The organism is Thermomicrobium sp. 4228-Ro, from assembly GCF_026241205.1.
Classification (GTDB): Bacteria; Chloroflexota; Chloroflexia; order Thermomicrobiales; family Thermomicrobiaceae; genus Thermomicrobium.
In genome coordinates this window covers 482854-501438 of record NZ_JAPFQM010000006.1, presented here as the reverse complement: position 1 = coordinate 501438, position 18585 = coordinate 482854, and the positions used below count along the sequence as shown (strand labels likewise).

13 protein-coding genes are annotated in these 18585 nt (G+C 69.6%); 6 read left to right on the top strand and 7 right to left on the bottom strand.

Annotation, left to right across the window (positions count from 1 at the left end):
* The first annotated feature begins 385 nt into the window (after positions 1-385).
* From OO015_RS11800 to OO015_RS11790, 3 genes are all read left to right on the top strand, one after another.
* Positions 386-4447, top strand: a complete 4062-nt coding sequence (locus tag OO015_RS11800; protein WP_265941467.1) for an Eco57I restriction-modification methylase domain-containing protein — start codon at positions 386-388, stop codon at positions 4445-4447.
* Between the two features lie 111 nt (positions 4448-4558).
* Positions 4559-4888 carry a beta-N-acetylhexosaminidase gene (locus tag OO015_RS11795; protein ID WP_265941466.1) on the top strand — a complete coding sequence of 110 codons (330 nt, stop codon included), beginning with the start codon at positions 4559-4561 and terminating at the stop codon, positions 4886-4888.
* Entirely contained in the window at positions 4879-5283 is a 405-nt protein-coding gene (locus tag OO015_RS11790; protein WP_265941465.1) for a hypothetical protein, read from the top strand. The genes OO015_RS11795 and OO015_RS11790 overlap by 10 nt, the downstream gene beginning before the upstream one ends.
* A gap of 100 nt (positions 5284-5383) precedes the next feature.
* On the opposite strand, the gene OO015_RS11785 is transcribed toward OO015_RS11790, so the two are convergent.
* Both OO015_RS11785 and OO015_RS11780 read right to left on the bottom strand, forming a co-directional pair.
* Positions 5384-5737, bottom strand: a complete 354-nt coding sequence (locus OO015_RS11785) for a hypothetical protein (protein ID WP_265941464.1) — start codon at positions 5735-5737, stop codon at positions 5384-5386.
* A gap of 652 nt (positions 5738-6389) precedes the next feature.
* Positions 6390-6680: a hypothetical protein gene (locus tag OO015_RS11780; protein WP_265941463.1), complete on the bottom strand. Its 291-nt coding sequence runs from the start codon at positions 6678-6680 to the stop codon at positions 6390-6392.
* Between OO015_RS11780 and OO015_RS11775 the strand changes: the two genes are divergently transcribed.
* The gene (locus tag OO015_RS11775) at positions 6679-6987 is read left to right on the top strand and encodes a hypothetical protein (RefSeq protein WP_265941462.1); all 309 of its coding nucleotides are present in this window, start codon (positions 6679-6681) and stop codon (positions 6985-6987) included. The two genes, OO015_RS11780 and OO015_RS11775, sit on opposite strands and share 2 nt — an antisense overlap.
* A gap of 270 nt (positions 6988-7257) precedes the next feature.
* Complete coding sequence (locus OO015_RS11770; RefSeq protein ID WP_265941461.1) at positions 7258-8439, top strand: MBL fold metallo-hydrolase; 1182 nt, start codon at positions 7258-7260, stop codon at positions 8437-8439.
* Between the two features lie 980 nt (positions 8440-9419).
* Here the strand turns inward: OO015_RS11770 and OO015_RS11765 are convergent.
* A complete protein-coding gene (locus OO015_RS11765) occupies positions 9420-9767 on the bottom strand; it encodes a DUF5615 family PIN-like protein (RefSeq protein ID WP_265941460.1) in 348 nt (115 codons plus the stop codon).
* Positions 9764-10012, bottom strand: a complete 249-nt coding sequence (locus tag OO015_RS11760) for a DUF433 domain-containing protein (protein WP_265941459.1) — start codon at positions 10010-10012, stop codon at positions 9764-9766. Before OO015_RS11760 ends, OO015_RS11765 begins: the two co-directional genes overlap by 4 nt.
* Positions 10013-11317: 1305 nt before the next feature.
* Between OO015_RS11760 and OO015_RS11755 the strand changes: the two genes are divergently transcribed.
* On the top strand, positions 11318-16402 hold the full coding sequence (locus OO015_RS11755) for a DEAD/DEAH box helicase (protein WP_265941458.1): 5085 nt from the start codon (positions 11318-11320) through the stop codon (positions 16400-16402).
* A 164-nt stretch (positions 16403-16566) separates the two neighbouring features.
* Here OO015_RS11755 and OO015_RS11750 read toward each other — a convergent pair whose 3' ends face one another.
* The 3 genes from OO015_RS11750 to OO015_RS11740 all read right to left on the bottom strand — a co-directional run bounded on the left by OO015_RS11750 (position 16567) and on the right by OO015_RS11740 (position 18396).
* Positions 16567-17007, bottom strand: coding sequence for a hypothetical protein (locus OO015_RS11750; protein ID WP_265941457.1), 441 nt, complete (start codon positions 17005-17007; stop codon positions 16567-16569).
* Positions 17008-17213: 206 nt separating this feature from the next.
* Positions 17214-18098 carry a lysine biosynthesis protein LysX gene (gene lysX / locus OO015_RS11745; protein WP_265941456.1) on the bottom strand — a complete coding sequence of 295 codons (885 nt, stop codon included), beginning with the start codon at positions 18096-18098 and terminating at the stop codon, positions 17214-17216.
* 70 nt (positions 18099-18168) lie between these two features.
* The gene (locus OO015_RS11740) at positions 18169-18396 is read right to left on the bottom strand and encodes a hypothetical protein (protein ID WP_265941455.1); all 228 of its coding nucleotides are present in this window, start codon (positions 18394-18396) and stop codon (positions 18169-18171) included.
* Positions 18397-18585 lie beyond the last annotated feature (189 nt).

The window sequence follows — 18585 nt, the reverse complement described above, 5'->3', positions numbered from 1 at the left end:
GTCGTTGTCTGGGGCCCGTAGACGAACGGCGGGCGACCGTCACGATCCACCCACGCGTTTCCCGTGTAGGGGCGACGCGTGCGTCGCCCGTTTTTCCCTGTAGGGACGCGGCGTGCCGCGCCCGGACGTGCGTCCGTTCCCGGCCCTCTCGGGCCGGCCGGGTCACGCACGCCCGACCCCTCCGGGACGTTCGGGCACCCCTCTCCCGCACCGCGCAGGAGAGGAGGCCGGGAGATGAGGGGGCTACCGGCGTGCCGCGCCCCGGCAGCGCGTGCAGCATCCCGTACCGATTACCCCTTCCCAGCCACCCTGCGCCTCTGCTACAGTGCGCGCCAGACAGCACGACGACCGGTCGGCTCGTCCCACCTCCGGAGAGGACGTACCCATGGCCCTGGCCGCTCCCCGCGAACTCGCCACCGGCCTGAGCCACACCGGCACCACCGCCATTCGCCTGGTCGGGAGCCTCTTCTCCCCCGACTTCCTGGAAACGCTCCGCACCGATCCCGCCAGCCTCCCGGGCCAGCGCCCGCGCGACTTCGGCTTCCCCGACGAGCGCTCGTTCCGCGACGCCCTGGCGCAGGCCTACCGCGACGCGCTCGACCTCTTCCGCATCTTCCAGAGCCGCCTGGCGCAGCTCCCCGAGTCCGACCGCGCCACCAGCCTCACCCGCAACGTCTGGGTCGTCCCCCTCCTCTCCCTGCTCGGCTACGACCTGGAGCGCAACGAACGGGCCTACCAGCTCGGCGAGGAGACCTACTGGATCTCCCACCGGGCCGGGAGCCCGGGCGACGCCCCACCCGTCCACATCGCTGGCGCCCGCCAGGAACTCGGCCGCGTCGACCCCTCCGGCCGGCCGCGCCGCTCGCCGCACGCGCTCGTCCAGGAGTTCCTCAACCGCGGCGGGCAACTGTGGGGACTCGTCACCAATGGCCGCATCCTGCGCCTGCAGCGCACCTCCCCCGCGCTGCGCACCGAGTCCTACCTCGAGTTCGACCTCGAGGCGATCATGGCCGGCGAGCGCTTCGTCGACTTCACCGTCCTCTACCGGCTGCTCCACCGCTCGCGCCTGCCCAGCGGGCTGGCCGACGCGCCCCAGTGCTGGCTCGAGCAGTACCACCAGCTGGCGCGCGAGCACGGTGCGCGAGCCCGCGACCGCTTGCGTGATGGCGTCGAGCAGGCGATCCGCATCCTCGGCAACGGCTTCCTGCGCCACCCGGCCAACGCGGCGCTGCGCGATGCGGTCGCCCGAGGAGCGCTCACGCCGGCCCGCTTCTACGAGCTCCTGCTGCGCCTCGTCTACCGGCTCCTCTTCCTCCTGGTGGTCGAGGAGCGTGGGCTCCTCGGCGGGAACGACCTCTACCGTCAGGGCTACTGCCTCGAACGCCTGCGCCGCCTGGCCGAGGAACGCTCCTCGACCGACGAGCACGACGACCAGTGGGCCGGGCTCTGCGTCCTCTTCGCCCTCCTCCGCGGCACCGGCCAGCTCCCGGACGGTCGCCCGCTCGCTGCCCTCCTCGACCTCCCCGTCCTCGACGGCGAGCTCTTCCGTCCCGATCCGTTCGAGGGGTGGCGGCTGCGGAACCACGACCTCCTGGCTGCGGTCGACGCCCTCTCGCGCATCCGCGACGAGCGGGGGACGCTGCGGCGCGTCAACTACGCCGCGCTCGACGTCGAGGAGCTGGGCTCGGTCTACGAGAGCCTGCTCGACCACGCGCCGCTCCTCGACCTCGACGCTCCCGAGCCGTTCCGCTTCGCGCCCGGTACCGAGCGCCGCTCGACCGGCTCCTACTACACCCCGCCGGAACTGGTGCGCGAGCTGGTGACCAGCGCGCTCGAGCCGGTGCTCGGGGCCCGCCTGCGCGACAAGAAGACCCGGGAGGAGCGCGAGCAGGCCGTCCTCTCCCTCAACGTCTGCGACCCGGCAGCCGGTTCCGGCCACTTCCTGCTGGCCGCCGCCCGGCGGCTGGCCCGCGAGCTGGCGCGCGCCCGCACCGGCGAGGAGGAGCCCGCGCCCGAGGCGCTCCGCGCGGCCCTGCGCGACGTGGTGGCCCACTGCCTGTACGGCGTCGACAAGAACCCACTGGCCGTCGAGCTGTGCAAGGTCGCGCTCTGGATCGAGGCGCACGTCCCGGGGCAACCGCTCACCTTCCTCGACCACCGCATCCGCTGCGGCGACTCGCTCGTCGGCGTCTTCGACCTCGCTGCGCTGAAAGAGGGGATCCCCGACGCCGCCTACGAGCGCGACGAGCGCGACGAGCGGGCGCGAGCGCGCGGGATCCGCCAGCGGAACCAGCGCGAGCGCCAGCAACTGCCGCTCACCGAAGGCGCCGTCGACGTCGACGAGACGCTCTTCGACCTGGGTCTCCTCACCGAGGGGGTCGAGCGGATGCCCGAGCGGACGGTCGAGGAGCGGCTGGCCAAGGAACAGGCCTACCGGCAGCTGGCCAACGACCCGCGCTTCCAGCGGTTGCGAGCGGCCTGCGACCTCTGGACGGCCGCCTTCTTCGTCGACCTCACGAGCAGCGAGCGCGTGCCGACGACCGGGCACGTCCGGCAGGCGCTGGCCGGCAAGCCGGTCGACCCCATGGTCGCCGCGACGGCCGAAGCGCTCGCCAGCGAGCTGCGCTTCTTCCACTGGCCGCTCGAGTTCCCCGACGTCTTCGCCGGCGGCGGCTTCGACGTCGTCCTCGGCAACCCGCCGTGGGAACAGCTGCAGCCTGAGGAAGTAAAGTTTTTCGCGTCGCGCGGTGCCCTTCGGATCGCCACCCTGTCGGGTGAGGATCGGAAGCGCGCGATAGCCAAGCTCGCCAGCGGGACAGAGCAGGAGTGCCAGCTGTACGCTGAATGGCAGCGATACCACAAGGCAGTTCATCGTATTGCGGATTTCGTCAAGCGATCGTTCCGCTTTCCTCTCGTGGGTGAGGGCAAGGTCAACACCTACGCCGTCTTCACCGAGCTGGCCTGGCAACTCCTCGGCCCGCGCGGCCGCGCCGGGCTGGTCGTCCCCACGAACCTGGCCACCGACCACACCACCCGGCACCTCTTCGCTCGACTCGTCGACCACCGGGCGCTCGTCTCGCTCTTCGACTTCGAGAACCGGCGTGGTATCTTCGCCGGTGTGCACCGCAGTTACCGCTTCGCGCTGGTGACGCTGGCGCAGGGGAACCATCCGGAGCCGCCGCGCTTCGCCTTCCTCCTGCAGGAACTCGCTGACCTCGACGATCCCGAGCGGGTCTACACGCTGGCACCGGAGGACTTCGCCCGCATCAACCCCAACACGCGCACGGCGCCGGTCTTCGTCCGCCGCCGCGATGCCGACCTCGTCCGCGCCATCTACCAGCGCGTCCCGGTGCTCGTGCGCGAGGACGACCCGGACGGGAACCCGTGGGGCGTACAGTTCTGCCAAGGTCTGTTCAACATGACTTCGGATTCCCACCTCTTCCGCACGCGCGAGCCGCTCGAGCACGCTGGGTTCGCCCTGCGCGGGAACGTGTTCGCGCGCGGGGAGGAGCGGTACCTGCCGCTCTACGAGGCCAAGCTCCTGCACCAGTTCGACCACCGCTGGGCGAGCTACGGTGGGCCGGGCCGCTGGGAGGACGAGCCGGAGGCCGGCGGGCCCTCCCTCGAGCGGCCGCCGCGCCAGCCGGACGAGGCGGTCGCGCTCACCCTGGCGGCCAAGCAGGATCCAGCGCTGGTCGTCCTGCCGCGCTACTGGGTGCCGGAAAGCGAGGTCACAGCGCGGCTGGCGCGGCGGGGCTGGCCGCACCGCTGGCTCCTCGGCTGGCGGGATATCGCCCGCTCGACGGACGAGCGCACCGTCATCGCCAGCGTCCTCCCGGCCGTGGGGGTGGGAGATACTTTCCTTTTACTTCTTCCTGGCAAGGTGCACGCCGATGTCGCCTGGGCGCTCCTCGCCAACCTCGACGCCCTCGTGCTCGACTATGTGGCTCGTTGCAAGGCGAGTGGAACGCACCTGAAGTTCCACGTGATGCAGCAGCTCCCCATCCTCCCGCCCAGCGTCTACCAGCGCCCCTGCGCCTGGTCGCCCGGCGAGACGTTGGCCGGGTGGCTGCGCCCGCGCGTGCTCGAGCTGGTGTACACCGCCTGGGACCTCGCGCCCTTCGCCCGCGACCTCGGGGACCAGGGGCCACCGTTCCGCTGGGATCCGGCGCGGCGGGCGCAGCTGCGGGCCGAACTGGACGCGGCCTACTTCCTGCTCTACGGGCTGGAGCGGAGCGACGTCGAGTACGTCCTGGGCACTTTCCCGGTGCTGCGGCAGAACGAGGAGCGGGAGTACGGCGACTATCGGACGGCTCGGCTGGTGCTGGCCGCCTACGACGCGCTGGTCGCCGCCCAGACGCTCGGCGAGCCCTACCGCTCCCCGCTCGACCCACCGCCGGGGGACGAGCGGGTGCGGCATGGGAGGGAGGAGGACGCGACCGGATGAGGGCGAGAGCGCGAGACAGCAAGGCGGCGCGCAGGCAGTACCTGCCCGCGTAGGATCACGCGTCCTCTCGCGTCATAGGAACAGTTGGCCGATAGAGCGAAAGAGACGCCCATGGCTCCAGGTTTTCCCGACAGGGCGCGTGACCGGCTCGGCAACACGGTCGAGTTGCGCGAGGAAGCGTGGTACCAGATCGTCACGGAGCGCGGCCGGAGGTCGCTCACCGTCGATGCGGTTCTCGCTGTTGTCCAGGACCCACTCGTGATCACCCAGGACAAGCTGCATCCGACCAGACGCTGCTTCTACCAGATGGCGAGTGCACTCTCGTTTCGAACCGCGGCCTATCTGAAAGTGGTGGTGGACTATTCCAGCAACCCGGCGGTGATCGTGACCGCCTACCTGACCGATCGGGTTCATCCCAAGGAGACAGCGCTATGGCCCTGAGCGAACTCCCAGTCTACAACTACCGGCCCCGCATCCCTCCTCCGGACGAACTGACAGCACGCCTCCGCGAGTCGGAGGTCTCGGTTCAGTACAACCCGCTGGCAGACGAACTCTTGCTCCTCTGGTGTGTTCCGCAGGAGTTCGCGGTGAGCGTCTTCCTCGATGACCCAGACTGGCTCGCCGTGCGCATCGATCCCGAGACGAGCGAACTCGTCGGGTTTCACATCACGGACTTTCTCTCCCGCGCCGTGCGCGAGCGACCGGAGCTGATCCCGCTCGCACGACTGGCAGGGATCTCCGAACACGTCCTCGCAAGCCTCGAACGCGAGATTCCGGCAGAGGAACGAGCACGATCGGCCGTACGCGTCCTCGTCTGTCTCGCCGAGTCACGGTAGACCCTGCACCACGACGATCGAACTGGCACGAGTCCGCTCGGCCGCGACCGTGCTCGACCGGCGCCGGGTGAGGTCGGATGGTGAACAGCGGACATTCAGGTCACGTGCGTCCAACCCAGGTACAGGTCGGGGTGAGAGTGGACTGGGTTATCGGAGAAGATGCAGCTTGTTCGGAAGACTCGTCCGCGAACCGGCTCGTCCCGCGAGCGCCGCACTCCTCAGCGTCCTCGACCTCGTCCCGCTGGACAGGTTGCCGACGGGGCGGGGCGAACCGGTCGCGCTGCTGCTCGACGAGCCGCTCCGGGTCGCCGACCGCTTCGGCTTCCGCTGCTTCGCGAGCGTGGAAGACGTTCAGGAATACGTGCGGAACGACATTCTGGGCGAGGCGCTCGTAGCCAGCCGCACCGCTCCTGATCCGCGATACGCCACCCCTCGTCTTTCCGCCGGGGTTCACCGTCGGGACCGCACGTCCGCACGCGCAGGCTCGAGAACAGGGCACCACCGACCGGCAAGCGTCCAGCCCGAGTGGTCCGGGCTCCGCTGGCTCACCCCCGGCGCGCGAACGATGCCGGAGCCCCTCGCCGGTGCGCTCGCTGGTCACCACCGCCTCGACCGGAACCGATCGAGGCGACTGGACACGAGCTGCCGGAACACGGGCCCGGCCGGGCAGACCGGGCCGCGCGGGAGGACAGTATCACCGAGGTCACTGGCGACGTGCACCCCGAGCGCAGCACGGGAGCCAGAGACGGGGCCCGATGCAGCTCACCAGCAGCCAGCCCAGCCGGAGCGTACCGTCGCTCAACCGATCGCGCTCCCGGGCGATCCGTCCCCGTTCGTGAAGGACAGTCGAGCGTCTTTAGGACTGACGCGCCGGAGCCAGCGTCCGAGGCGCCCGCGACGCTCGCTGGGCACCGATGGCGAGCCTCTCGGGGCAGCTCGCCACGAGCGAGACATTGCCGCGTACGGACGCGTATGTGAACATTTTCGCAGAGACGGAACCGCCTGCAGCGGGAGACGGACAGGTGACTGCAGCAGTCGGCGGACTGCGAACGCGACACCGGAGCGAGAGGACACGCGATGCCATGCGGCCCCGGACCGTCGCCGGCTCACGCTTCGACCTCGGTCGACGACAGCGCAGCCCCGGCATCGAGCCACGCGCGGATGCGTTGCAGGGACTCCTGCAGCGCGGTGCGCACCGCCTCCTCGTCCAGGACACCCGCGCTCCGCCAGACCAGCACCGCCTCCAGATCCGCGACGACCTCGTCCGCCCGCGGGCCGATCCGGTGCGCGTCCCAGCCCGACAGGACTGCCGCTCCCAGCTCCTCCCAGGAGCGTTCACCGGCGAGGAATGCAGCGAGCGCCCGGGCAAGCTGCTCGAGAAAGGATCGCTCGTCCATGGAAGACGCTCCTCTCGGACGTCGTGTCGAGCCACGCGAACTGCGCCGCCTCTTCCGGGAGAGCGGACTGCAGGAACGGTACGAGCGCGGTGAGCTGACCGAACTGGTGAAGCGCAGCCGCCACGTCGCTGACCCGACGCACCTATTCTCCTGCAGCCACGCCGAGGTCGTGCGGCTCTTCGACGGTGACCGGAAAGTGGCTGTCATCCACCGCTACCGCCGGAGCGACGGCTCGCTCGCGGCGAGCGGTCTCCCCGATCCGAAGTTTCTCCGGATCGACGACGTCGTCTACAACGCGACCGAGTGACCGGCGCCAGCCAGTTGGTCGGAAACAGCCGCCCCCTCACCACCTGCTGCGCAGGGCAGCGGAGTGTGGCCACGACGACTGCGGGCACAACGAGGCAGTGCGACGAGGAGATCCGCTCTCACCGCGATTAGCCCGAGCAGCCGAACCATCATGCGCTTCCGAGAGAGCGATCGCCGATGAGCGTTTCGGCCCACTGGCGCGCAAGCATGATTATTTGGAATTATTATGGTCGGCAATACTCTCAGACACAACGACAAGGTGCGGTGACACATGAGCAAGTCGCGCTTCATCGCGCTTCCGGTTGGGCAGGGCGATGCCTTCTACCTGGAAACGGACGCTGGTTCGGTACTCGTCGATGGAGGACGAAGCGCACAGCAACTGCCTGATCTCTTCTGTCGCTATGTCAGGCGAACCTACGTCGACATCTTGATCGTCACCCACAACGATAGCGATCACGTCAACGGTATTCTCGGTTTCCTCGAGAGTAAATTCGAGGCCGGCGAAATCTGGCTGCCAGGCCGATTCGTTCAGGTGTTACCTCACCTCGTGCAAGAGTCCGCGGAGAGCATCGTCCTGAGTTTGCTCGAACAGGCCTCGCTGACATCACCTGAATACCTCCAGCAACTTGCCTCGGAGGAGACGGATGGTTTCACACTCCTCGAGCGATATGGCGCCATCGTTGCCCAGCGCAACCCCGATGAGTTACTCGAAAACAGCGAATCCATCGTAGCTGAAGACTCCGGTTGGCCGCCCGAGCTCCTGGATTGGATAACTGAACGCTCTGACCTACCGGAGTTTGTCGAACCATCCGTGTACACGTTACTCCTCAGAGAACTCTTTTCCACCTTCTGGTACCACCAACTTTTGCCGGTGCACCGGTTACTGGCGTACACAGCGCTGCGGGCCGCAGAGCGTATCCGCCGCATCGCCCTCGCGGCCTTCGATCGCGGTATACCGATTCGCTGGTTCCAGTACGATCCGAAGAACCCGTCGGGTGGAGAACCGTGGCTGCAACCTGTCTCAGCACGCGAGATCAGCCGGTTCCGGCCGGTGAAAAAGCAGCACCTGTTTGAGTTTTTAGCATTGACGCAGGCGAATCGAGAGTCACTCGTCTTCTGGGTACCGCCAGACGGTCAACACGGCGGTGTTCTGTTCACCGGCGACTCCAGGCTCGATTGCGTGACCGTCCCAGCTGTGAAGTCCGCGATCGCCACAGCACCGCATCACGGCTCGAAAGCGAACGAAGTCGTCTACGAGAAACTTTTTCCTGCCTGGTGGGTACGGAGCGACGGGCGCTTTCGTTCACGACCGTGCCAGGCATACCGCTCCGCACCAACCGCCAAGGCTTGTACGGTCTGCCGCGCAGTGCGGTTCCCGAAGCAACCTGTCATCTTTCAGGGTTCGAACGGCGCCTGGTTGCTCGGTCGTTCGGTGCGTCGCTGCTCGTGTTGACGCGCTGCTGCTCGCACCTTCCGGAGGGTCCGTATCCGTAGCTTTGCTCTCGACCGGTCCTCCTGTTCCTTGAGCGTTTTTCCCTCCGTGAGCGTGCTCCGCCCGCGCGAAAAGACTCGTTGCTGACGGCAGGCTGGTCGATGGAGCAGCTGTTCCACACGTTTCCGGACTCACTCAAGCGGACAGCCGAGCCTGTCCGGTCTCCGTCGCCGAAGTTCTGCGCAGCGAGCGCGTGGATGCGGCATCCCGCTGAACCTGCTGGCTAACGAGACGTTCCCGCGCTTCATCATCCAGACGCTCGTAACGGCCGGGCACGATGTACGTACCTTCCACGCCGTCGTTCTAAGCCCGGCGCGGCCGAGCGACGCCCGCGTCGCCCTCGAACGGAAACGCGGGCGAAGTACGCCCCACCCCTACGGGACTGTGGCGGACGGCGCGGTGCTGCGGTCGGTCGCACACCGCCGGCTGTCGACCCTCGGTCCACCGCCGCCCCGGTCGGGGTCGGGCGTGCCCGGCCCGAAGGGCCGGGAACCGAACCCCGCTCCAGCGGCAGGTGTGAGAGGTGTACCGGCTGGGCGAGGCACGCCTCGCCCCTACGAGGAGGACGTGGAGGGGGTGCCGAGCCCGAGCGGGGCGGGGGCGAGAGGTGTGCGACAGCACCAGAAGAGATGACCGGGGTGTCCCTCGTCGAGTCTCGGCCGGTCGCTGCCACAGCTCGTCAACGGTCGTCTGCCTCTCGCCGACCCCCGACCCACCGGCCACGGTCGACTGCGGTAGGGGTCGGGCACGCCCGACCCGACGGGCCGGGAACCGGAATACGGACCCAGCGTCTCCCGCGTGGGAGGGAGCACGACCGCGTGCCGCACCCTGCCAGGTAACCCTGAGCGCGACTCCCGTGCAACCGTGCACACGCCGGCGGCCAGAACCGACTGCAGCCCCCTCCCACCTCGAGCACGTCCCTTTGTCGCAGGCTCCATCCGTTACCAGCGCCGCACCCGAATGCGACCCGGTTCGACCACGACGAGCACGCCGCTCTCGCGATCCACACAGGCGAGCGCTTTCCGTATGCACTCGGCGACGTGCTGAGGACTCGCTACGCTAGTCAAGCGTGCGAGCACGATCGAGGGGCAACCGGGGAGACGTACAGCGAGTTCCGCGAAGTTTTTATCGGCGGTGACGATGACCCGGCCCTCGCGAACGGCAAGCCCCACGACCTCGGCATCGGTCGCACCCCGGGCGACGGTGCCGACGGCGCGCACGTCGTGGCCAGCGTCGACCAGTATCTGGATGACCGACCGGGGAATGTTCTCGTCGACGAGCAGTTTCATCGAGGTACCGGGTAGCCCCGCTCGCTGCGCAGGACTTCGGCAGCATAGGACAAGCAGGCTCGGATATCGGCTTCGGTGAGGACAGGAAACTCGTCGAGGAGCTGCTCGATCGTCCAGCCCGCTGCCAGCAGGTCGAGCACCTGCTCGACCGCGATCCGGGTGCCGCGGATGACCGGCTTTCCCGCGAGGACGGCTTCGTCGATCGTGATCCGCTCGTGCCACCGGCTTTCGCCTGCTTCGGTCATCGCCCGACTCCTCGTCAACCCGGCTGTCCAGCACGACGATGATAACGCACACGAGGAGCGGAAGGCGCGGCTCCCAGCCGCGGAAATCGGGTGCCATCGCCACTCCTTTCTGGACGGACGGTAGCTCGTGCAGCTGTGCCGACCGAATCCTAGCACGTCGCGTACGTACGTTATCAAGCGACAACATGGGTCCGGTACAGCGGCAGGCGATGACCAGCCGGAAGCGGACCGTCCGGGGGCGAAGTACGCCCCACCCCTACGGGACTGTGGCGGACGGCGCGGTGCTGCGGTCGATCGCACGCCGCCGGCTGTCGACCCTCGGTCCACCGCCGCCCCGGTCGGGGTCGGGCGTGCCCGGCCCGACGGGTCTCGCGTGCGGAGCCCGCGCAGCCCCCGACCCTCTCTCCGACGCGGTATGCGAGAAGGGAGAGAAGGGGTAGCGAGCGCCAGCGAGTCGGGGGCGAGGGGTGTCGTCCCGGGTGCTGGAGCCTGGCCGACCGATTTCCGCGCCTCGCGGCGCGGCTGGGCGAGGCACGCCTCGCCCCTCCAGCAACGACGGCGTGATCTCTCGGCGACGGTCGGTCCCGATCGCCCAACGGCGGTCACGTCGCCCACCGCCGTTCCGGTAAGGGTCAGGCGTGCCTGACCCGTCAGGCCCATCTGAGCCGGGAACCGACCGCTTTCCCGCGCCTTGCGGCGCGGACGGGCGACGCACGCGTCGCCCCGTCAACGACGACGGACCGATCGACCAGCGAGGGTCGCCCAGGCATCACCCAGCAGTCCGCACTGACCGCCGCCTTTGTCGGGGCGAGGCGTGCCCGAACCAGCCGGCCCGTCGGGCCCGAGGAACCACAACCCGATTGCCGCCTGGTGGCGCGGTCGGGCGAGGCACGCCGCGCCCCCACACGACGTGACCGGTGAGGGACGGTGGCCTGCCCATCGCCCACCGGTGCCGGATCGACCACCCTCGTTCCGTGTAGGGGTCGGGCGTGCCCGACCCGACGGGTCAGGCGTTGCTGACCCGTACGGCCCTGGAAGGGCCGGTGACAGGCCCGTGATCCTGCTCCTGTGACACACCGCGTCACGAGGCAGGTTCGCACCTGCCGCGACGCTTCGAGTGAGCTGAGCGTACGGCGCACGGATCAGCGCCGCCCGCACCTCGCCCGGATCGTCTCTTGCGTGCCCGCCGAGTGCAGCCGGTATACTCGCTCGACGAGCGCGTCCCGCACCGGTGGGAAGACCAGTGTTCCCGTCGCTCCACGATCCTCGCGATGGAACGGGAACGCAGCGGAGGGGAGGCAACCGATGTCGTCCGTCTTCGCGCTGCACCGCAGCGTCCTCCAGGACTACCAGGACTTCATCCGCGCCTTCGTCATCGCCCGCGACCCGCGTATCCAGGCCGAGATCCACCGCCTCCTCCTCGACGAGCAGCACCTCTGGCCGGAACCGCTCGTCCAGCTCTCCCCCGCCTACCGCCGCGACGCGACCGTCGACGACCTCGCTGCCGAGGGCGTGCTCCACCCGACGACCGCCCAGGTCTTCCGGCGACCCGACGGCCAGCCGATCCGCCTCTACACCCACCAGGTGCAGGCGATCCGCGCCGTCCAGCGAGCCCGCAGCGTGGTGGTCACCTCCGGCACCGGTTCCGGGAAGAGCTTCTGCTACTTCGTCCCGATCGTCGACCTCGCCGCCCGCTGCCCTGACGAGCCTGGGCCCTTCGCCCTCGTCGTCTACCCGATGAACGCGCTCGTCAACTCGCAGTTCCACGCCCTCACCGAACTCGCGCGCCGCTACCAGGAACGGACCGGCCGACCCTTCCCCCTCCGCTTCGCGCGTTACACCGGCGAGACACCGAACGAAGAGCGCGAGGCGATCCGTCGCGACCCACCGCACCTCCTCCTCACCAACTACGTGATGGCCGAACTCCTGCTCGACCGGCCCGAGGACGCACCGCTCGTCGCCCCACGACCGGACGCCCGCCTCCCCTTCTTCCTCGTCTTCGACGAGCTCCACACCTACCGCGGCCGCCAGGGCGCCGATGTCGCGCTCCTCGTCCGCCGCCTGCGCGCCCGCTTGGAGCGCCCCCAGGTCGTCCATGTCGGCACCAGTGCGACGCTGGTCGCCCACCGCGACGCGACCGCAGCCGAACGGCGCCAGGTCGTGGCCGATTTCGCCTCCCGCTTCTTCGGCCACCCGATCGCGCCCGATGACGTGATCGAAGAGACGCTGGAGCCTGTGACGCAGGGCGACCTCCCCACCCCCGCCGAGCTGGCGGCAGCCCTCGCCGGAGCGCTCCCGACCGACGCCGAGGCGCTCCGCGCCCACCCGCTGGCCCGCTGGCTGGAGCGCGCGCTCGGGGTCGAGCCGCAGCCGGACGGCTCGCTGCGCCGCCGCACGCCCCGCCCGCTGAGCACCGTCGCCCGCGAGCTCGCCGACCTCACCGGTCAACCGCACGACCGCTGCGAGGTCCGCCTGCAGGAGCTCCTCGAGACGGCGAGCAGCGTCCGTCGCGCCGACGGTCAGCCGCTCTTCGCCTTCAAGCTCCACCAGTTCATCTCGCAGAGCCACGCGCTCTACGCCACGCTCGAGCCCGCCGCCGAGCGCCGCTTCGCGACCGAACTGCGGGCCAGCGGCGAGCAGCTACGCCTGCCGCTCGCCTTCTGTCGCGCCTGCGGGCAGGAGTACTACCGCGTCCTCGTCCGGGAGGATCGGCTGGAGCCCTACCCTCCCGGTCTCCCGCTCGACGATGCCGAGGCCCTCCCGGGATACCTCATGCTCGCGGAAGCCGTTCCGGACTGGTCGGAGGAGCGTCTTCCCGACGACTGGCGCGATGCACGCGGCCGGCTGCGCTCCACCTGGCGGAACCGCGTGCCGCGGGCCGTGTGGGTCTTCCCCAACGGGCAGCTCGCGGGAGGTGAGGCCGAGGGCGCGCTGCCCGCCTGGCTGCAGACCGAACGGTTCTGGCTGTGCCTCTCATGTGGCACCTGGTACGAAGCACGCGAGAGCGAGTACCAGCGGCTGACCTACCTGGCCAGCGAGGGGCGCAGCTCGGCGACGACGGTGCTGGCAGTCTCGCTCCTGCGCCACGCCCGCGCGCTGGGCGGTCGCGACAAGCTGCTGACCTTCACCGATAGCCGCCAGGACGCCTCGCTCCAGGCCGGGCATTTCAACGATTTCGTCCACGTAGCGGTGCTGCGCTCGGCACTCTACAGCGCGCTCCGCGAACGCTCGCCCCTCGCCTTCGACACGGTCGCCGATGCGGTGGTCCGCCACATGGGGCTCACCCTCGCCGACTACGCGCGCGAGCGCCAGCTCAGCGAGGCTTCGCCGATCGCGCGCGAGGTGCGGGACTGTTTCCGCGACCTGACCGAGTACCGGCTCTACGAGGACCTCAAGCGCGGCTGGCGCGTCGCGCTGCCCAACCTGGAGGACGTCGGCCTGCTCCGCATCGACTACCTGGGACTGCCCGAACTCGCCGCCGACGAGGATTCCTGGCGTGACGTTCCCGTCTTCTCAGCGCTCGACCCGGCCCGCCGCGAGTGGCTCCTGCGTGCCGTGCTCGACCACTTCCGCCGGGAGCTGGCGGTCGATGCACCGTTCCTGGTCGACGAGGAGCGCCAGCGCCGCTTGCGCCAGCGAGCCGAAGCGCATCTCGACGAGTTCTGGGGCATCGATCCCAGCGCGGGCAGCCTCCGCCGCGCTCCAGCGTTCGTCTGGCCAGCACCGAGCGAGGGCGACGAGGACCCCCGCAGCCTCGCGCAACGCACTGCCATCGGGCGCTTCCTGACCCGAGCGCTCGGACTGGACGGCGAGACCTACGCGGTCGTGGTCCCGTCACTGCTCGAGCGGTTGGCCGCCTACGGACTCGTCACGCGGGAGGAGCGCAGCGACGGCTCGCTCGCCGTGCGCCTCCGGCACACGGCGCTCCTCTGGTGCCGCGGCGACGGTACGCCGGTCGTCGACCTGGTGCGCGAGCGGGCGCAGTTGAGCGAGGACGAGCGCCGGGCCAACGCCTTCTTCCAGCGCTTCTACCAGGAAGCGGCGCGCGAACTCGCCGCCCTGGAAGCACGCGAGCACACGGCCCAGGTGGTCGCACCCGGCGAACGGATCCGCCGCGAGCGGCGCTTCCGTTGGACGGAGGAGGACCAGCGCGACCCCTCGCTCGGCCGCCGACTCCCCTACCTCGTCTGCTCGCCGACGATGGAGCTGGGAATCGATATCGCCGACCTCGACCTGGTTCACCTGCGCAACGTCCCGCCGACGCCCGCCAACTACGCCCAGCGGAGCGGCCGGGCCGGTCGGCAGGGCCAGCCAGGGCTCATCCTCACCTTCTGCGGTGCGCTCCACGGGCACGACCAGTACTTCTTCCGCCACCGCGAGGAGATGGTCGCCGGCGCTGTCCGCGCCCCCCGCCTGGACCTGGCGAACGAGACGTTGCTCCGCACCCACATCCTCGCCGAGTGGCTCTACGAGACCGGCATCGCCCTGCACGATTCGGTCGAGTCGGTGCTCGACATCGAGCGCGAGCCCGAGTACCCGCTGCGGGACACGGTCCGCGAGCAGCTCCAGCTGGCGCCCGCCAAGCGGCAGGAGCTGCGGCGGCGTCTCGAACGCGTCCTCACACCGCTCGACCGACAGGAGCTGGCCCGGACCGGCTGGTTCTCCGACCGCTGGCTCGAGCAGCTCATCGACTCGGCGCCCGAGCGGTTCGACCGGGCGTTCGACCGCTGGCGCGAGCTCTTCCGGGCCGCGACCGAGCAGCTCGATGCGGCACAGAAGCTTCTCCGCACCGCCCGTGACCGGACCGCACAGGACGAAGCGAACCGTCGGCAGAACGAGGCGGTGCGGCAACGGAACCTTCTCCTCCAGCTCGGTGTCGAGCGCGAAGAGAGCGACTTCTACCCCTACCGATACCTGGCGACCGAGGAGTTCCTGCCCGGCTACAACTTCCCGTCGCTCCCGGTCCGCGCCTGGGTACCGCGGCGCGAGGGCGAGTTCATCGCCCGTCCACGCCACCTCGCGGTCACCGAGTTCGCTCCCGGCACGATCGTCTACCACGAAGGGGCGAAATGGCAGTTCGCACGGTTCTTCATCCCGATCGGAGCCGGGTCGCTCGAGCAACGGGTGGTGATGCGCAAGCTCTGCCGCCGCTGCGCCGCCTGGACCGAGCAGCACGCGGACCGCTGCCCCAACTGCGGGGTGGAACTGGCCGGAGCGAACGCTGAGATCGTCAAGTTCCTCGAGATGCCGAACGTGCACCTCGAGCGGCGCGAGCGGATTACCTGCAACGAAGAAGAGCGCCAGCTGCGTGGCTATGCCCGCCAGGTGGCTTTCCGCTTCGCGCCGGCCGAGAGCGGTGTCCGCTGGCTCGCTGCCGACGTGCGGACGCCAGAAGGCCAGCCGCTCCTGGCACTCCGCTACGCACCAGCTGCGACGCTCCTCACCCTGAACCGTGGCTGGCGAGCCAGCCAGTCGCCCGATTTCCTCGTCGACCTCGCGACCGGCGAGGTGGTGAGCAACGAGGAGCAGCGAAGCCGTGCACGACGCTCCCGCACGACACAGGCGCGCGAACTCGCCCGGCTCGCGCTCGCCGTGCAGGAGACACGGAACCTCCTGCTCGTCCAGCTGCTCGACCCGGAAGTCCGCGACGATCCGGTCCGTCGCACGACGCTCAGCGTGGCGCTCCACCGCGGGCTCGGGAAGGTGTTCCAGCTCGAGGAGACCGAGATCAGTGTCACGGAAGTCGGAAGCGGTGAGCACCTCGCGCTCCTGTTCCTCGAGGAAGCTGAGGGCGGGCTCGGCGTGCTGCGCCGGCTGGTCGAGGAACCGGAGGCGCTGGCGCAAGTCGCGCAGGAAGCGCTCCGCTTGTGCCACTTCGCGCCCGATACCGAGCGGCCGGACTGTGACGGTGCCTGCTCGGAGTGCTTGCTCACCTACAGCTCGGCGCGCCTGGTGCGGTACCTCGACCGTTTCGCGGTCCGACCGGTGCTCGAGGCGCTCGCTGCCAGCCGCGTCGAGCCGCGGGTGGGAGACCGCTCGCGCGACGAGCAGTTCGCCTGGCTCTCCCAGCGTTGCGAGTCGTCGCTCGAACGGGAGGTGCTGGAATACCTCTTCGACCACGGCCTGCGACTGCCCGACGACGCGCAAAAGGTGATCGAGGAACCGCGTTGCCGCTCCGACTTCTTCTATGCCCCGAACGTCCTCGTCTTCGTCGACGGGCCGCCCCACGACCGGCCTGACCAGCAGCGGCTCGACGAGCGGACGCGCCGCAACCTGATCGCGCGGGGCTACCGGGTGATCGTGCTGCGCTACGACGAGCGGCTGGCCGAGCAGGTCGCGGCCTATCCCGAGGTGTTCGGTGCGAGCGGCTCGTCCGACACTGTTCGGTAGCGGCGCGGCGCGCGTCGCCCGGCCGCGCCGCAGGGGCGGGTACGTGGTTCGTTCCCGGGCCTGACGGCCCGGCTGGATCGGGCACGCCTGACCCCGACACGACCAGCCGGCTGTTGCATAGCCATGGTGTGCGATCGACCGCCGGGCGTGCTGCCGGCACCACGTCATCCGCTCCCGGCACTGAGCAGCGCGCCGAGCACCCCGAAGACCGACGCCAGCAGACAGGCAGCTGTGAGGATAACGAGACACCCCGCACCACCCAAGCCGAGCACCGCGCCCCAGCTCCCGGTGCGCCCTTCGGTCAGTACCGTCCGCCGTGCCAGGAGGCCCGAGACGACCGGCACGACGATCCAGACCGGCACCGCGATGCAGCCGAGCACACCGAGCGTCACCGTGCTCACGAACCCGAGAAAGCCCAGCACCAGCCACCAGCCGACCAGCAGGCCGATCGCCCGCCACAGCCGCCCCGCGTAGGCATGCCCCACCCCGAGGATGAAGAACCAGCCGAAGACCGTCTCCAGCGCCAGCGCGATCCACCCGGCCGTCTCCACGTCCACTGCCTGCGCCCGCTGTTGCCACCCGGCCAGACCTCGTGGTTCCTCCATGGCCACCCTCCGTTCGTGTGCCGCGTCGGAGCCAGCATGACATGGACTGACCGAAAAGGCAACCGATTCACCGAGCGGAAAACGCGCAGCTGCTCGGCGTCAGCGCTGCGCCACGGGGAGCCAGCTGTGCGCCGAGGAACCCCCAGTACGACGCGTCGCACCGGCCAGCCGAACCGGACAAGCGGGCGCCTGCGGTGCTGGCACGACTAGTGCGAGGCAGCCAGGAGCGTCGCCGGGCGCTGTGCCCGGGCCACCGCGAGCACGTAATCGGCGACGCGACCGGGAATGTCCACGCCGGTCGGTGCGATCGAGTTGCGGAACTCCATCGTCGCGTTGACCTCGTTCACCAGGTAGCCGCGCTCCGGGTGTTCCAGCACGTCGACGGCCAGCACACCGCCGCCGACCGCCCGCGCGACACGGCTGCACAGTTCGGCGAGTTCCGGTGTCACCGGACAGTTCGAGGCACGGCCGCCACGCGCGGTATTCGTCACCCAATGCTGCGCGCTCCGGTAGATGGCGCAGATCGTCTCCTCACCGACGACGAAGGCCCGGATGTCGCGTCCCGGCTTGGGCACCCACTCCTGGATATAGAGCGTCCCGTGGTGGAATCCGCCGAGCAGGCGCTTGTGCCGCACGAGCTCCTCGAGCGCCCGCCGACTGTTGACACGGGCCAGGAGTCGCCCCCAGGACCCCAGCGGCGGCTTGACGACGACCGGATAGCCGAGCTCGTCGGCTGCCACCAGCGCCTCCTCGGGGCTGAAGGCGACGATGACGCGCGGCTGAGGGATACCGGCTCCGGCCAGGAGCGCGGTCGTGCGGAGCTTGTCGTTGCAGACCTCGAGGACCCGCGTCGGGTTGACGACGGGGATCCCCCAGGCCTCGAAGATGCTCGCCACGTGCAGACCGCGCTGCTGGCTCACCGAGCGACCGACCACGACGTCGTACTGCGGCGGCGGCGCAGTGGCCTCCAGCCGCACCTGCCGGTCGAGCAGGCGCTCGACCACGGCGCCGCGAGCTTCGAGCGCCGCGATCAACAACCGTTCTTCCGTTCGCAAGAGACCGTAGACCAGGCCGACCCGTACGCGCTCCACGACGTTCCTCCGACTGCTGACGACACCTGAACCAACCGCACACCGACCGGCTGACGGATTCCGCTGGCCCTCAGGCCAGGCGTTTCGTCCCGCGTTTGTGCGGCTGGGCACCGTGCGTCGCCTGCTGCCGGAGTTCGCGCGTCACCTCCCAGGCAGGCTGGAGGGGTATACCGGGCTGGCTCGAGGAACGGAACAGCGAGAGGGAGCGAGCAGCACCAACCGACCGCGCCACCGCGCCACCGGCGCGTGCCGCAGTCGTTCGTCCACCGATCGCCAGTCGTCGTGCCGTCTGCTTCACCAGTCGCTCGCTCCACGAAGCAAAAACCGCTCGCCCCGGCGGGGGCGAGCGGTGCTGTCTCGCGGTACCACCCCGCTTCGCCGTGCCCTCGCGGGACACGGCCTCGACCACTCGGCCAGGCAACCGAGTGCGGCCCGATAACGGGGGCCACCGTCGTCGCCTACCCCGCGCATCGCGCGGATCGGGACG

Bases quoted from the DNA above. Each gene is read 5' to 3' on its own strand.
- OO015_RS11800 (WP_265941467.1), top strand. From the start codon at position 386: ATGGCCCTGGCCGCTCCCCGCGAACTCGCCACCGGCCTGAGCCACACC.
- OO015_RS11795 (WP_265941466.1), top strand. From the start codon at position 4,559: ATGGCTCCAGGTTTTCCCGACAGGGCGCGTGACCGGCTCGGCAACACG.
- OO015_RS11790 (WP_265941465.1), top strand. From the start codon at position 4,879: ATGGCCCTGAGCGAACTCCCAGTCTACAACTACCGGCCCCGCATCCCT.
- OO015_RS11775 (WP_265941462.1), top strand. From the start codon at position 6,679: ATGGAAGACGCTCCTCTCGGACGTCGTGTCGAGCCACGCGAACTGCGC.
- OO015_RS11780 (WP_265941463.1), bottom strand. From the start codon at position 6,680: ATGGACGAGCGATCCTTTCTCGAGCAGCTTGCCCGGGCGCTCGCTGCA.
- OO015_RS11770 (WP_265941461.1), top strand. From the start codon at position 7,258: ATGAGCAAGTCGCGCTTCATCGCGCTTCCGGTTGGGCAGGGCGATGCC.
- OO015_RS11765 (WP_265941460.1), bottom strand. From the start codon at position 9,767: ATGAAACTGCTCGTCGACGAGAACATTCCCCGGTCGGTCATCCAGATA.
- OO015_RS11760 (WP_265941459.1), bottom strand. From the start codon at position 10,012: ATGACCGAAGCAGGCGAAAGCCGGTGGCACGAGCGGATCACGATCGAC.
- OO015_RS11755 (WP_265941458.1), top strand. From the start codon at position 11,318: ATGTCGTCCGTCTTCGCGCTGCACCGCAGCGTCCTCCAGGACTACCAG.
- OO015_RS11750 (WP_265941457.1), bottom strand. From the start codon at position 17,007: ATGGAGGAACCACGAGGTCTGGCCGGGTGGCAACAGCGGGCGCAGGCA.